Consider the following 12474-nt stretch of genomic DNA (forward strand, 5'->3'; position numbering starts at 1 on the left):
AGGTGCCGCCATTGCTCGAGGGATTGCGAATTCTTGTCCTGGAGGATGAATTCCTGATCGCCATGGATGTCGAGCAGCTTTGCCGCGACCATGGCGCCGGCGATGTGGTGATTGCCCGCGACCTGGCAGAGATCGACGAGCAGACGGTTGCCGACAAGTTCGACGGCGTTATCGTCGACCTGATGCTGGGAGAGACGTCGACGCTCGACTTCGCCGCGCAACTGCGCCAGGCGGGCATGCCCTTCGTCTTTGCCTCCGGCTATTCGGACGCGGACGAGATCAGGGCGTCTTTCCCCGGCGTGCGACTGGTAACCAAGCCATATTCGGGAGACGATCTCGTCGGGGCGCTGGCGGTGGCCTGCGGCCGCGCGCCAGCCTGAAATGCCTTCGATCCGGATTGAAGTATCGGAGCCCACAAAACGGGCTCCGCTGTCAGGCGGCGTTTGAGCCGGTAACCTGCGACGAGATGGCGTCGGGGCCGTATTCGTCTTCGCCGGAGATTTTCAGGATCTCTTGCAGCCGTGTGCGGGCCCGACTGACCCGGCTCTTGATCGTTCCGACCGCGCAGCCGCAAATCTCGGCCGCCTCCTCATAGGAAAAGCCGGAAGCGCCGATGAGGATGATGGCTTCGCGCTGGTCCTCGGGCAATTGCTCGAGCGCGCCGCGAAAATCCTTGAGGTCGAGCTGGCCGTGCTGGGCCGGATGAACGGCGAGCCTGGCGGTCATGATGCCGTCGCTGTCCTGCACCTCGCGGCCGCGCTTGCGCATCTGCGAATAGAACTCGTTGCGCAGGATGGTGAACAGCCATGCCTTGAGATTGGTACCCGGCTGGAAGCTCTCATGCTTGTCCCAGGCCTTGACCAGCGTCTCCTGCACCAGATCGTCGGCCTTGTCGGCATTCTGCGTCAGCGACACGGCAAAGGCCCGCAGGCTCGGGATCGAGCCGAGCAGATCGGTCTTGAACCCTTGTGAGACAGCTGCCATGCCTCAGTCTTTCTTCTGTGCGGGTTCGGCCTGTTCCAGTTGCCTAAGCAACTGGGCGAAGCGATCCGGCACATTGTCGGAGACCAGCTCGTCATAATATTGTTTGAGTTTGCGGCCGATTTCCGAATTCGCCCCAAGCGGGTCACCGGAATTGGCCCGGCGCCTGTTAGCGGCGCCAGCCAGTGTTTCTTTATTCATGTCCTCATTTCGCCCTTAAATTCCAGCGCCTTAGCCGCCCTGTTACACAACGCAAAAGCGGCCCCCTCGTCTGGTTGCCCATCGCACCACAAACGTCGTCCTTGGAGATTCGTTCCACAACCCTCGGAACTTTTTCACAAAACCCGCGTTGTTTGCCGGGGCTTGCAATCAGCTTGACCTGGAATCTATGCAATTACGTCATCTGAGGGAGACGTCTATCATGAGCCTTTCCGCAACCATTGCTCCGCACCTGCCGTTCCTGCGCCGCTTCTCGCGCGCCGTTTCGGGATCCCAGGAGAGTGGCGATGCGCTGGTCGCCGCGATGCTCGAAGCCATCATCGCCGACGTCGACATCTTCCCCGAAGCGTCGAACGACCGCATCGCGATCTACAAGGTTTTCGCAAAATTGTTCACCTCCATTGCCATCCGCGTTCCGCAGGAGCATGCGCAATCGGCATGGGAGCAGCGCGCCGCCGCCAACCTGAACGCCATTGCGCCACGGCCCCGCCAAGCCTTCCTGCTGGTCGCCGTCGAAGGCTTTAGCGAGGACGAGGCGGCTGAAATTCTCGATGTCGACGCCAGGGAATTCTCCGAACTGCTGGCCCAGGCGAGCAACGAGATCTCCCGCCAGGTGGCGACCGACGTGCTGATCATCGAGGACGAGCCGCTGATCGCCATGGACATCGAGGAAATGGTCGAGAGCCTCGGCCACCGTGTCGTCGGCACCGCCCGCACCCATGCCGAGGCGGTGGCGATGTTCGGCAAGACAAGGCCGAAGATGGTGCTGGCCGACATCCAGCTTGCCGATGGCAGCTCGGGCATCGATGCGGTCAACGAAATCCTGTCGTCGACCTCGGTGCCGGTGATCTTCATCACCGCCTTCCCCGAGCGTCTGCTGACCGGCGAGCGGCCCGAACCCGCTTTCCTCGTCACCAAGCCGTTCAATCCAGACATGGTCAAGGCGCTGATCAGCCAGGCGCTGTTCTTCGACCGTCAGGCCAAGGCCGCCGCTTAAGGCAATTTCAGGACAAGTGTGAAGCGGTTTTCCGTCCGGAATTGCGAAAACAAAGAGATAGAGCGGGTCGCCGTTTCCGTGAACGGTGAACTGCTCTAGCACAATCTCCAACGTCGCCGCGTCCCGGCGTTGCCAAGCTCTGGCGATCGTCCACCCGGTGATCGCCAGTTGTCGGTCGCTCAATCCGCGCTTTGCGTGGTCGCGCTCGCGTGCCCCGAATCAATTCGCGTCCGGGCCCTTCCAAAGCCTGTCTTTTTCGGCAAATGGTGGAACAAACACCAACCACCCACGTTTTTATCTCAGCATCGGAAGGAGACGGATCATGCTTTACTGGGCGCTCGTATTTCTTGTCGTGGCGATCATCGCCGGCGCGCTTGGTTTCGGCGGTATCGCCGGCACCTCCGCCGGCATCGCGCAAATCTTGTTCTTCATCTTTCTCGCCTTCCTCGTCATCTCGCTTCTGGCCGGCCTGTTCAGGCGGGCGTCTTAAGACCGGCAGCGAGCCAACACTGGAAGCCGCACCCCTCAAACGGTTTCCAGTCACCGCCGGGCGGTGTCCTTCAACGGGACGCCGCCCGGCGGACCTGTTTTGGGCTTATTTTCAGGAACTGATTTCAGCGTGAATCGTTCAGCTTGAGTGGGCGGACAGGTGATTGATGCGTTCCAGAGGCGGAGAGACAGGCGAAAGCGGGCGCAATGACGAAGTCATCGCCCTGCACCCCGCTGAAAGCGGCAAGCAGCTCGGCCGCGCCTTGCTCCATGCTCTGCACAATGCCGGCATTTCCGTTCTGTACCAGGACCGCGAAATGAAGACCGTGTGGGCGCGCAACATGCGTGAGCCATGGGCTTCCGATACTGCGGACAGCAACGGCATCCTGCCGCCGGCGCAGGCCGAGCACATCGATACCACCAAACGCCATGTCATCGCTTCCGGCAATCCTGAACGCCTCGAGCTCAGCGTTCCCACTGCTGAAGGCATCCGCTGGTTTCAAGTCTGGGTCGATGCCGATCGCGGCGACGGCGGCGATGTCCAAGGCGTTGTCACCACAATGGTGGAGACAACCGAGCAGAAGCGCCGAGAGCAAACGTTGAAGACGCTGCTGCGCGAGGTCAGTCACCGCTCCAAGAACCTGTTGGCCATCATCCAGAGCATTGCCACACAGACCGGCCGTTATTCCGAGACATCGGACGATTTCCTGACGCGCTTTCGCGGTCGGCTGCAGTCACTGGCCTCCTCGCAGGATCTGGTGACGTCGTCGAATTGGCGGGGTGCCGCACTACGCGAACTAGTCCGTGGCCAGGTCGTGCGCTATGGCGCCGATCCCGCGCAGAGCCTGCGGTTCAATGGCGTCAATCCCTACCTCAATCCCAACGCCGCTCTTCATATCGGCCTGGCCATGCACGAGCTCGCAGTCAATTCATTCAGTTACGGCGCCTTGGCGCGGCCGGATGGCTTCGTCGAGGTAACCGCCAATCTGTCGAGCATCACGGAGACCGCTGATAAGCCGGCTTTGTCGCTGACCTGGGTCGAGGCCATTGTCGCCAATGACAACAGGCGCACCGGGAAACGATTCGGCAGCGTTGCTCTCGAACGCGTTGTGCCGATATCGCTGAACGGCACGGCGACGCTGGAAATCACCGGCGACCGCCTCGAATATCGGCTTGTCGTTCCGCACGGCAATTTCGAAACCGAGTGAGAGGCCGGATTTGCCTCAGAGCAATTCCGTCCCGAATCGCGTCAAACAGAGAGCCCGGAGCGCCGGATTCCTTAACCGGTTGTTCACCATGAAGTTCGATGCTGAGGCTCCCAGAGATTGCCGGGTCTTGACCGATTCAACCGACGCTTCGGCCGTGGCCTGCAACCCGACTATGGGAGGAAATGATCTTGACGGTTGCCGACATGAACAGGCTGGAGCAGGCCGCCCGCGTCTCGATGAGCGGCTTTCAGGATCCTGATGCTTCCGCCTCGCCTGCGCCGCATGCCTGGCATCCCTTGCTTCGTTTCGCCGCTGTCGCGCTCGTCGCCACCATCGTGCTGATTGTGGCGTCGCAGCTGGGCTGAGCCAGGATCGCTCGGGTCCACATTTGCTCCCAAATCAGGCTGAGCTCAGAGGCTGGTCTGGCTCCTGGCCAGCCAATTACCAACGTCCCCACCTTCTCATCACAGGAACTTTGACGGCTGTCGACCGTTCTTAAGGCGAGAGGATCTTTCGCCGTGGAACACATCGCCGCTTTGCTTCTGGTTATCGGTTGTTCAAGCAGCATGACCGAATGCCGCGAACTGCAGGTGCCAGTCAGCGTATTCGAGACCGCGGAGGCATGCACCGCCGAGCGGCCTTTTGCCATGGGCGACGTGCAGGGTCAGGCCCAGCATGTCGTTGCCAAATGTCTTGAAGTCGATCCCGCCTTGGAGGACGACTATGACCGGATCGTCTGGAACGTGCGTCCGGATGGTTCGCTCGATGCATCCTTGCAGATTTCAAACGTCGTGGTTGCATCGAATGTGACACGCCCCTAGAAAGACTATCTTCAACAACAATAAGATCGAGCGGGCACAAGCCGGCATTTCATGCTAAATGGCGGCTGGAGCTTACTAAAGTGAGGACGAAAGTGAGGAGAGACTCAATGCGGAAATTGATTATTGCCATGGTTGCGGTGGTCGCCGTCAGCGGCTGCAGCACGACCGAACAGGACGTGGGTGTCGGCACGTTGGTAGGCGCCGGCGTCGGCGGCCTGGTTGGCGGCGGCAAGGGTGCGCTCATCGGCGCAGCCGTTGGTGCTGGTTCCGGTCTGCTGGTGCGCAACCTGCGCAATGGCTATTGCCAGTATCGCGACAATCGCGGCCGGCTCTACACCGCTCGCTGCTGATCCGCTTCAAAGCGTCAAACAATAGAGACGGAGACCGGTTAGCCGGTCTCCGTTTTTTTGCGTGTATCGGGCGGCGGAATCCTGATTTCCACTGTAAGCCCGTCGGCACGAAAATCTCTGGCGATCGTGCCGCGCAATTCGCGCGTGACATTGAGATCGATCAGCTTGGTACCGAAGCCGGTCTTGGCCGGCGCTTCGAGTTGCTTCTGCCCGGCCTCGCGCCAGTTCAGAACCAGCATCCTGTCGGATCCGCGTCCCTCGAACGACCAGTCCACTTTAAGCGCGCCGACCGAATTGCCAGCTTCGCCATATTTCAGCGCATTGGTCGCCAGTTCGTGAAAGGTCAGGCCAAGCGCCTGCGTCGTCGTCTCGTCGAGCAGCACCTGAGGGCCTGACAATATCCCGTCCGGGAGCTCCTTGCCGAACACCTGGCCAAGCTCGATGCGCAGCAAATCGCCAAGGTCGGCCTTCTGCCAGCGCGATCGCGTCAGCATGTCCTGGGAAGCCGCCATTGCCTGCAGGCGAGCCGAGAAGGAAGAGGAGAACTCCTTTACGTCGGTGGCGTGCGCTGCCGTCTGACGCGCGATCGCCAGCACCCGCGTGATCGAATTCTTGATCCGATGCTTCATCTCCTGCAGCATCAGATCCTTTTCGAGCAGGCTCTTTTCCGTCGTCTCGTGCAACAGCGACTTGGCGTCATAGGCGCGCTCCTGATAGCGCGCCACCAGAGCGATCGCGCCGGCCAACAGCAACCCGAACAAGCCGAGCATCACCGGAATGGCGCGCGAAGACGGCTGCGAGAAAGCGCTTGTCGGCCGAAACAGCACCGTCCACGGGCGGCCGGCGACGATGATCTTGCGCGTCACCAACAGCCTGTCGCCGAAGCTCGCAACCGGCGGCGTTTCCGACTGGAACAGAAGATTGTCGGCATCGACCTTGCCGTCGTAGACCTCGGTGTTGACCGGCAGCAGCGGCGTACGGCTGAGCGCGGTCTGGAACAGGTCGCGGGCGCGGAAAGCGGCGTAGAGAAAGCCTGATGTCGACGACCTGGAGGCGTTAATGCCATCCGGCGCGGTTTCGACATTGAGCCTGACGAAGACCAGGAAGCCGGTAAAGGTCTGTGCCGCGCCCGCGCCCTGGCCGAGTTGGACCAGGCCGCTTGCATGCTGTACGTCATCGGCCATCGCCTTTTCGATCGCTTCGCGCCGCGCCGGTTCGGTGAACATGTCGTAGCCGATGGTCGACTCGTTGCCAGGATCGAGCGGCTCGAACAGCACGACGGGCGTGCGCCAGGACTGTGACGTGTCCGGATAGACAGCGTGGGGCACGCCACGGTCGCGCAACATGTCGCGCTCGACCGCCGCTTCGTCGCCGGTTTTGACCAGCCTGAGATAACCGATGCCGCGCAGGCCGGCGAAATTGCTGTCGACGTCGAGCGCGCTGAAGAAGGCCTTGAATTCGCTACGCGAAATCTCGCCATTACGGGCGTCGAACAGCGCCTGCGTCGAGCGCAGCAGCGACAGATGCAGGTCGATGCGACTTTCGATGCGGTTGAGCGCATCGTCGGCCGTCGCCTCGAATTTGATCCGTGCCGCCTCCTGGGTGGCGAAGTAGGCGAAGCCTGCCATCGTCATGCTGATCAGCGCGACGGCAATGAAGGCGACGATCGGGAAAAACTTCTTCAAAGGATGCTGCGGTCCATGTATCTGGGACCTTTATGGCATGTCACCGCGCCAACACAATGGCGAGGCCAAACCATCGTGACAGCTGGCACATTACGTTTCCAGATATTAGCCGGCTTATCGATCGCGCATCGGAGAAGATGACCGTCAGCCGATGATGGCGCTCGTCTCAGGCGGCGATCTTCAGCGCGCCCGGTCCGGGAATGGCGCCGGGTGGGCATTTGCCGAGGATGATCATGCCAAGCACCTCGTCCTGGGTGACATCGGTGGTGCGCGCGGTGCCGACGACCTGGCCGTTCTTCATCACGCAGACGCGGTCGGCGAGTTCGAACACGTCGTGGATGTCGTGGCTGATCAGGAAGATACCGATGCCGTCGGCCTTGAGTTGCTTGACCAGTTCACCGACCTGCGCCGTTTCCTGCGGACCAAGGGCGGCCGTCGGTTCGTCCATGATCAGGATGCGGGCGTTGAACAGGATGGCGCGCGCGATCGCCACCGACTGGCGCTGGCCGCCCGACAGCTTGATCACCGGCTCCTTGAAGCGCTGGAAACGCGGATTGAGCCGGCCCATGACCTTGCGCGCCTCGGCTTCCATGGCGACATCGTCAAGCGTGCCCCAGCCGGTCATCAGCTCACGGCCGAGGAAGAGGTTGGCGGCGGCGTCGACATTGTCGGCCAGCGCCAGCGTCTGGTAGATCGTCTCGATGCCGTATTTCTTGGCGTCGCGCGGGTTGGAGATCGAAGCCTCCTGGCCGTTGACGAAGATCTGCCCCGCGTCGCGCTTGTAGGCGCCCGACAGGATCTTGATCAGCGTCGACTTGCCGGCGCCGTTATGGCCGAGCAGCGCCACGACCTCGCCCGGGAAAAGATCGATGGACGCATCGTCGACGGCGCGGATGCCGCCGAAGGCGATCGAGATGTTGCGCATGTCGATCAGCGCTGTGCCCGTGGGAGCAGTTTTTTCCATGATCGTTCCTCCCCTAGACCCGCTTGCGGTAGACGGTGTCGAGCCACACTGCAATGACCAGCACGGCGCCAACGACGATGCTCTGCAGCGGCGAGTCGATGCCGAGCAGCACCATGCCGGATTGCAGCGACTGCATCAGAAGCGCGCCGAGCATGGCGCCCATCACCGTTCCGGCGCCGCCGGCCAGCGACGTGCCACCGATGACGGCAGCGGCGATGACCAGCAGCTCGTCCAGCGTGCCCAGTGCGTTGGTCGACGCGTTGAGGCGGGCCGACGAGATCGCCGCGCTGATCGCCGCCAGCACGCCCATGATCATGAACACCTTCATGGTCACCCAGCGCGTGTTGATGCCGGCAAGTTCTGCTGCTTCCGGATTGCCACCGATGGCGAAGACATAGCGGCCGAAACGCGTGCGCTTGGTGATGAAGGTCATGATGATGCCCGTGGCCACCGCCATCAGCACCGGTATGGCGATGCCATGCGCGATAAACAGCCCGCCTTCGGGAAGGGTGATGCCGTTCTGCATTGCATACTGGCGCACGATGCCGATCGGCCATGGATAGGAATTGGCGATCCAGACGGCGCCGAGGATGGCCGCGCAAGCGACCACGCCAAGCAAGGCCTCAGCCCACACGGGGCGCAGGGGAAAGCTGAACCGCTTGCGCTGCGAGCGGCCGTTGAGCAGCGCGAAGGCAACCGCCGCACAGGCGACGATGCCGACGATCCAGCTGGCGGTAGCGCCGATCGAGCCGCGTGGTCCGCCACCCATCAGCTGGAAGGTGGCGTCGAGCGGCGCGACCGTGCGCCCGCTGGTGATCAGCCATGCCATACCGCGCCACACCAGTAGGCCGCCCAGCGTCACGATGAAAGCCGGAACCTCCATATAGGCGATGATGAAGCCCTGGAACGCGCCGATCAGCAGACCAAGCACCACGCCGGCGGCCAGCGCGATGATCCAGAGCCAGGGATTTCCGAGCTGGAAGCCGATGACGCGAATGAGGAATTCGGCCTGCGCCACACCCATGATCATACCGATCACGCCTTCGACGGAGCCAACCGAAAGGTCGATGTTGCGCATGACGATGACCAGCACCATGCCGGTCGCCATGATCGCGACCGAGGAGGTCTGCACCGACAGGTTCCACAGATTGCGCGGCGTCAGGAAAAGCCCGCCCGACAGGATGTGTATGCCGACCCAGATGACCAGCAGGGCGCCAACCATGCCGAGCATGCGCGTGTCGAGTTCGGTAGCCTTGAGGAACCGCCCGATGGCGCTGAGCTCGGATGCGCGCGCCCGGTCCGCAGCAGTGCTGGCGACCGGCTGATTAGAGGTCGTGTCGGTCATGCTATCCTCCCACCGGTTTGCCGTCTGGCGCGGGTGCCGGAACATGGATGCTATTTGCTTTCCGTGGTCATTTGAAGCGGAAGCCCTTGGAGAAACGCCGCGGCTTTTGGGCCGCGGCGCCGAGATTTCGAACCGATAGGGTCCGGTTTTAGTTGCAGGCTGCAACGCTGCCGGCAGTGACGCCGGCGCAGACTTCGTCCTTCTTGATCCAGCCGGCGTCGATGACGACGTTGAGGTTGTCCTTGGTGATGGCAACCGGGGTCAGGAACAGCGACTTGACGGTGTTGCCGCCGGGCGTGGTGAAGTCCTTGGCGCCGGCAATGTCGCCCGTCTTCTTGCCGTCGGCCAGCTGCGAAGCGATCTCGGCGGCATTCTTGCCGAGTTCGCGCGCGTCCTTCCACACCGACACGGTCTGCGTGCCGAGAGCGATACGGTTCAGCGCGGCATGGTCGCCGTCCTGGCCCGAGACCGGAACGGTTCCGGCCAGACCCTGCGCCGTCAGCGCCGCGACGACGCCGCCGGCGGTGCCGTCATTGGCCGCAACCACCGCATCGACCTTGTTGTCGTTGGCGGTCAGGAACTGTTCCATGTTCTTCTGGGCGTTGGCGGGCAGCCAGCCATCCGTGTAAGCCTCGCCGACATTCTTGATCTTGCCCGAGTCGATGGCTTCCTTGAGCACTTCCATCGAGCCGGCGAACAGGAAATCGGCATTCGGATCGGCACCCGAGCCCTTGATGAAGACATAGTTGCCTTCGGGCTTCGCCTTGAACACTTCGCGGGCCTGCATGCGGCCGACTTCCTTGTTGTCGAAGGTCAGATAGAAGACGTCCTTGTTCTCGATCAAGCGGTCATAGCCGACGACTGGAATGCCTTCGTCCAGCGCCTTCTGCACGGCCGGGCCGATGGCCGAGGCGTCCTGCGCCAGGATGATCAGCGAGTTGGCGCCCTGCGAGATCAGGCTTTCGACGTCGGTCAACTGCTTGCCGGGATTGGACTGCGCGTCGGCGGAGATGTACTTGTCGCCGGCCGCCTCGATCGCTGCCTTCATTGCCGCTTCGTCGGTCTTCCAGCGCTCTTCCTGGAAGTTCGACCACGACACGCCGATGACCTTGTCCTTCGCCTGCGCGACCGACACCAGCGTCAGCGACATGGCGACACCCGCCAGCATGGCGGCTGCAAATCTGTTCATGATAATCCTCCCTGCGCCGCGCACGGCGCGACAAAAACTGGCCCGAAGGCCGGCACACAGAGGCTCCATTTTTTCGAGCCTCGAAAAAATACTGGTCCAACGGCGGGGCGCTGTCAACATCGATTCTGATGGATTCTGATGGCTTCGCCGAATTTTTTCGAGACCCGCAATAAACAATGACAGCGCCGCCGGCTTCTGCCAATATTTGCGTGGCGTCCCTGACCGCCTCCACTATCATGAGGCGCGAGGGGGACCGGGAGGAAAACAAAATGTCGGTTGGAATCCGTCACGACGATCTGCGCCGTCGCAACCGTGCGATGGTGATTTCGGCCGTGCGCCGGGCCGGCCAGCCGTCGCGCACCGAGATTGCCGCGACCACAGGCCTCAGCCATTCGACCATATCGGCGATCTCGTCTGATCTGATTCAAGAAGGCATCCTGGCCGAGAGCAAACCCGGCGAGACGGGTGCGCTGAAGCGCGGCCGGCCGCAGGTCGGCCTGGGCCTCAACCCGGAAGCCGCCGCGGTGATGACCGTGGTGCTGTCGCTGAATTTCCTCTCCGTCACCGTCATCGACTATGCTGGCCATGTGGTCGCCGAGGAGCAGCGTCGGCTGGACACGCTGACCATGCCGCGCGACGAGCTGATCGGCGAATGCGTAGCGATTGTCCGGCGCCGGCTCGAGGACCCCGACCTCGATGTCCAGAGCGTCGCCCGCATTGCCATGGGCATCCAGGGCATCACCGATTCGCAGGCCCGCGCCATGCTGTGGTCGCCGATCACGCCGCTGACTGACATTGCCTTCGCCGACATACTGGAAGCGGAATTCGGCATTCCGGCCACCATGGAAAACGACTGCAACATGATGGCGGTGGCGCTGCAATGGCGCCAGCCTGAGCGCTACCGCGACAATTTCATCGCTATCCTGCTCTCGCACGGCATCGGAATGGGGCTGGTGCTGAAGGGCGAATTGTTCACCGGCACCCATTCGTCGGGCGGCGAGTTCGGCCACATGATCCACCGGCCCGGCGGCGCGCTGTGCCGTTGCGGGCGGCGCGGCTGCGTGGAGGCCTATGCCGGCAACTACGCCATCTGGCGCAGCGCCAAAATGATGAGCGAGGATGCCGAACCGGTCGATGTCGGCGACGCCGACATGCGGGCGCTCGCCGCACGTGCCCGCGAGACCGATGGCCCCGAGCGCGAAGCCTACCGCAAGGCCGGCGAGGCGCTCGGCTTCGGCCTCGGCAGCCTGTTCGCGCTGATCGATCCGGCACCTGTCGCCATGGTCGGAGTCAGCGCCGCCGCGTTCGATCTGATCGAACCGGCATTGCGCGAAGCGATTGCTCAGACCGCCGGCGGCCAGCACTCGAAATCGATCTCCTTCGACACCGAGCCCAACGAACTGCCGCTGATCCGCGAAGGCTGCGCCATGCGCGCGCTCGGCTTCGTCGACCAGGAGATTTTCGCACCAGGGATTCAGGCGAAAGCGGGCAAGCATGTCGCCTGAGGGGCCGGCAACAGCGCGGCGCGCCTAATCTTCCCGGATGGCGTAGCCGGCGCCGCGGATGGTGCGGATGACGTCGGGCATGCGGCCATTGTTGACCGCCTTGCGCAGCCGGCCGACATGCACGTCGACCGTGCGCTCGTCGATATAGATCGTCTCGCCCCAGACATTGTCGAGCAGCTGGCTGCGCGAGAACACGCGGCCGGGATGGCGCATCATGAATTCGAGCAGACGGAACTCGGTCGGTCCGAGCCTGATTTCGCTCTTCTTGCGGTAGACGCGGTGCGATTCACGGTCGAGCACGATGTCGCCGACCTTGAGCACGCTGGACAGCACTTCCGGCTTGGCGCGGCGCAGCAACGCTTTCACGCGCGCCATGAATTCCGGTGTCGAGAACGGCTTGACCAGATAGTCGTCGGCGCCGGTGGACAGGCCACGCACGCGGTCGCTCTCCTCGCCACGCGCGGTCAGCATGATGATCGGCAGCCGTTCGGTCTCGGGCCGCATGCGCAGCCGCCGGCAGAGCTCGATGCCGGACACCGCCGGCACCATCCAGTCGAGCACCAGAAGGTCTGGCACGTTTTCCTGCAGCCGGATTTCGGCCTCGTCGCCGCGCGTCACCACCTCGACCTGGTAGCCTTCGGATTCGAGGTTGTAGCGGAGAAGAACGCCCAGCGGCTCCTCGTCCTCCACGACCATGATGCGTGGCGCGATCATCAGCAGT

15 protein-coding genes are annotated in these 12474 nt (G+C 62.5%); 8 read left to right on the forward strand and 7 right to left on the reverse strand.

Going from position 1 to position 12474, the window contains the following annotated elements; all coding sequences use genetic code 11:
• Positions 1–2 precede the first annotated feature (2 nt).
• Positions 3–380 carry a response regulator gene (locus AC04SG_RS28115; protein WP_352557729.1) on the forward strand — a complete coding sequence of 126 codons (378 nt, stop codon included), beginning with the start codon at positions 3–5 and terminating at the stop codon, positions 378–380.
• Positions 381–432: 52 nt separating this feature from the next.
• On the opposite strand, the gene AC04SG_RS28120 is transcribed toward AC04SG_RS28115, so the two are convergent.
• Both AC04SG_RS28120 and AC04SG_RS28125 read right to left on the reverse strand, forming a co-directional pair.
• On the reverse strand, positions 433–984 hold the full coding sequence (locus AC04SG_RS28120) for a sigma-70 family RNA polymerase sigma factor (protein ID WP_023670095.1): 552 nt from the start codon (positions 982–984) through the stop codon (positions 433–435).
• A 3-nt stretch (positions 985–987) separates the two neighbouring features.
• Positions 988–1182: a NepR family anti-sigma factor gene (locus AC04SG_RS28125; RefSeq protein ID WP_192259356.1), complete on the reverse strand. Its 195-nt coding sequence runs from the start codon at positions 1180–1182 to the stop codon at positions 988–990.
• 220 nt (positions 1183–1402) lie between these two features.
• Here AC04SG_RS28125 and AC04SG_RS28130 point away from each other — a divergent pair, with 220 nt between their 5' ends.
• From AC04SG_RS28130 to AC04SG_RS28155, 6 genes are all read left to right on the forward strand, one after another.
• Positions 1403–2197 (forward strand): response regulator, encoded by a 795-nt coding sequence (locus tag AC04SG_RS28130; protein ID WP_192259355.1) that lies wholly within the window; start codon positions 1403–1405, stop codon positions 2195–2197.
• Between the two features lie 322 nt (positions 2198–2519).
• On the forward strand, positions 2520–2687 hold the full coding sequence (locus tag AC04SG_RS28135; protein WP_023670098.1) for a DUF1328 domain-containing protein: 168 nt from the start codon (positions 2520–2522) through the stop codon (positions 2685–2687).
• 166 nt (positions 2688–2853) lie between these two features.
• Positions 2854–3894 (forward strand): sensor histidine kinase, encoded by a 1041-nt coding sequence (locus AC04SG_RS28140; RefSeq protein ID WP_488553714.1) that lies wholly within the window; start codon positions 2854–2856, stop codon positions 3892–3894.
• Between the two features lie 182 nt (positions 3895–4076).
• A complete protein-coding gene (locus AC04SG_RS28145; RefSeq protein ID WP_488553715.1) occupies positions 4077–4259 on the forward strand; it encodes a hypothetical protein in 183 nt (60 codons plus the stop codon).
• A 153-nt stretch (positions 4260–4412) separates the two neighbouring features.
• On the forward strand, positions 4413–4715 hold the full coding sequence (locus tag AC04SG_RS28150; protein ID WP_488553716.1) for a hypothetical protein: 303 nt from the start codon (positions 4413–4415) through the stop codon (positions 4713–4715).
• 107 nt (positions 4716–4822) lie between these two features.
• Positions 4823–5065: a YMGG-like glycine zipper-containing protein gene (locus AC04SG_RS28155; protein WP_112559509.1), complete on the forward strand. Its 243-nt coding sequence runs from the start codon at positions 4823–4825 to the stop codon at positions 5063–5065.
• A 38-nt stretch (positions 5066–5103) separates the two neighbouring features.
• On the opposite strand, the gene AC04SG_RS28160 is transcribed toward AC04SG_RS28155, so the two are convergent.
• From AC04SG_RS28160 to xylF, 4 genes are all read right to left on the reverse strand, one after another.
• Complete coding sequence (locus tag AC04SG_RS28160) at positions 5104–6750, reverse strand: CHASE domain-containing protein (RefSeq protein ID WP_488553717.1); 1647 nt, start codon at positions 6748–6750, stop codon at positions 5104–5106.
• A 166-nt stretch (positions 6751–6916) separates the two neighbouring features.
• Entirely contained in the window at positions 6917–7714 is a 798-nt protein-coding gene (locus tag AC04SG_RS28165) for an ATP-binding cassette domain-containing protein (RefSeq protein ID WP_352557734.1), read from the reverse strand.
• 13 nt (positions 7715–7727) lie between these two features.
• Positions 7728–9059, reverse strand: coding sequence for a sugar ABC transporter permease (locus AC04SG_RS28170; protein ID WP_488553718.1), 1332 nt, complete (start codon positions 9057–9059; stop codon positions 7728–7730).
• A 148-nt stretch (positions 9060–9207) separates the two neighbouring features.
• On the reverse strand, positions 9208–10248 hold the full coding sequence (gene xylF, locus AC04SG_RS28175) for a D-xylose ABC transporter substrate-binding protein (protein ID WP_112559512.1): 1041 nt from the start codon (positions 10246–10248) through the stop codon (positions 9208–9210).
• Between the two features lie 269 nt (positions 10249–10517).
• On the opposite strand from xylF, the gene AC04SG_RS28180 reads away from it, so the two are divergent.
• Positions 10518–11753, forward strand: a complete 1236-nt coding sequence (locus tag AC04SG_RS28180; RefSeq protein ID WP_488553719.1) for an ROK family protein — start codon at positions 10518–10520, stop codon at positions 11751–11753.
• 24 nt (positions 11754–11777) lie between these two features.
• Here AC04SG_RS28180 and phoB read toward each other — a convergent pair whose 3' ends face one another.
• A complete protein-coding gene (gene phoB, locus AC04SG_RS28185; protein ID WP_010911896.1) occupies positions 11778–12467 on the reverse strand; it encodes a phosphate regulon transcriptional regulator PhoB in 690 nt (229 codons plus the stop codon).
• Positions 12468–12474 lie beyond the last annotated feature (7 nt).

It is taken from the genome of Mesorhizobium sp. CNPSo 4684, from assembly GCF_057784315.1.